The following is a 1824-nucleotide window of genomic DNA, read 5'->3' as shown; positions in this document are numbered from 1 at the left end:
GTTATTGAGTGATCGGCATGGATGTTATTACGTGATCGGCATGAATGTTATTGAGCGATCGCCATGCGTGGGAATATGCACTGAATTAGGTCATCTTGTATTTTATGTAATACAAGAAGACTTTGTTGTGTTCAATTGCTCCATATTCGTTGATTGATATGTTTTTGATTTGTTCATCTCTTTCAAGTTTGTTTATCAAGGCGCCACTTAGTCCGATTTTTACAAATTGAGCAAGTAGGGCGCAATAGCAAAGCGTATTGCGCCAGATTTAGTAATGACCATGACATATCGCAATAATTAAATTTATCGACCAGCTAGAAATTATTATGTCTCCGTCGAAAGTTAACGGTAAATAGTAGGTGCCCGCTCACGGAACCATCGATAGTCCATGGTCTTTTATTATTGGTTATCGGTGTTGCCATTATGTGTTATTCGGCGCAATACGCTACGCTATTGCGCCCTATGGGCTGTCGCCATTAACTTTGGTTATCTGTTTGTAGTTATATTTTTTGCTATATTTATAATTTCTTCTGATTTCTTATCGGGTAGTTCATTAATTCTTGTTATTAATGAATGCTTGGGTAGTATCTGGCATTTTAATTTTCCATATGCTGTTATATCAAGTTTGTATTTGTTTGGATTTGACTTGATTTCAAAAAACAAAAAATCATTTTTAATTTTGCTTGATATCAAAAGGTGATGGCATGCCGCAGCAATTCGCTCCCTGTCTGATTTTGATGTTTTTGAGCCAAAAATAACTCCCTTTATATGATTACCTGCGACTCTTAATGTCCTTAATGGAGACGATACTTCAGTAAAAGAAGGGAATATCAATCTGTATTCGCTTTCATATCTCCAGTCGGAATATTTCACAAGGCCAATGTTGCTTTCTTCTAATGATTTCGCATCACCAATTAATGATTCAGGAAAATCATAATGTGATTCTTGTTCAGTAAATCTAAACTTGTGGATTAGTCGGCGAAATGCATTAACCTTAGCAGGCATTTTAGCGTAGATCACTTTTTTAAATTCTAAACCGCATTCATCATATATGCCTAGTTCAATAATTCCATTGGATTTTCTCCTGTAACCATCTAAAATGCTCATTTCAGAACTCAGGCACACAATATTATTGTGAGACTCGTAGATTGTAATAAACCCATTTTCCGCTGCTCCGTAGTGTCCCCACATGGTCGGATTTGTTGCATCTGTTGTAAATGATGAGATGTATTTAACCTCGGTCAAGCAATCCTGCAATTCTACGTGAAAAAAATCATCAAATGTTTGAGTGATATATTTTATTTCAACTTCATTCAATATTGGAGTTATTGTTTTCCTTAGCGCTGATTCCAATATATCCTTGGCGTTAAGTAGTTCAATATTTTTGAGTTTTCTTTTGTCATTGATGTTATTGTAAACAATTTCGCTTAATTGAATAAGGGTGTTTGCTGTTGTTGAGTTGGGTTTTAATTGCAATTTAATGCATATATTTATTAGAATATAATCAATAAATCTTAACCATATTTCTTTAGTGCCGTCAAAAACAAGCTTTGGTTTGCATTCATGTGTGTTGTTAAGTTCTTGGGGAGATGCAAAATATATCTCCCCGCGTTTAAGCATTGAAAGAGATAATGGACTTACACTTTGATATTTGAAAAAATACATAATTAATCCATGCAGCTATCAGCTTTGTTAAAAATAAATATTCCTTTTTTTGTAAATGAACATTCCCGCATTTCATTCAGGGCGGGAGCACACTTTGTTGATCTTTTAACCAAAGAATAACTGAGCCCGATAGTCGTCATTCCAGCCGGCTCTTTTTAG

The 1824-nt window shown here is 34.9% G+C and carries 1 protein-coding gene; it reads right to left on the bottom strand.

Features of this window, described 5'->3' with window-relative positions; all coding sequences use genetic code 11:
- Positions 1-486 precede the first annotated feature (486 nt).
- The gene (locus ACYVG7_RS10440) at positions 487-1665 is read right to left on the bottom strand and encodes a DUF2971 domain-containing protein (protein ID WP_460883055.1); all 1179 of its coding nucleotides are present in this window, start codon (positions 1663-1665) and stop codon (positions 487-489) included.
- Between the last annotated feature and the right edge of the window lie 159 nt (positions 1666-1824).

The organism is Pseudaeromonas pectinilytica (assembly GCF_054780855.1).
Note: the sequence above shows the minus strand (reverse complement) of the source record. Positions and strands in the feature narration are given on the sequence as shown.

Coding starts and splice junctions, on each gene's coding strand:
- ACYVG7_RS10440 (WP_460883055.1), bottom strand. CDS start 1,665: ATGTATTTTTTCAAATATCAAAGTGTAAGTCCATTATCTCTTTCAATG.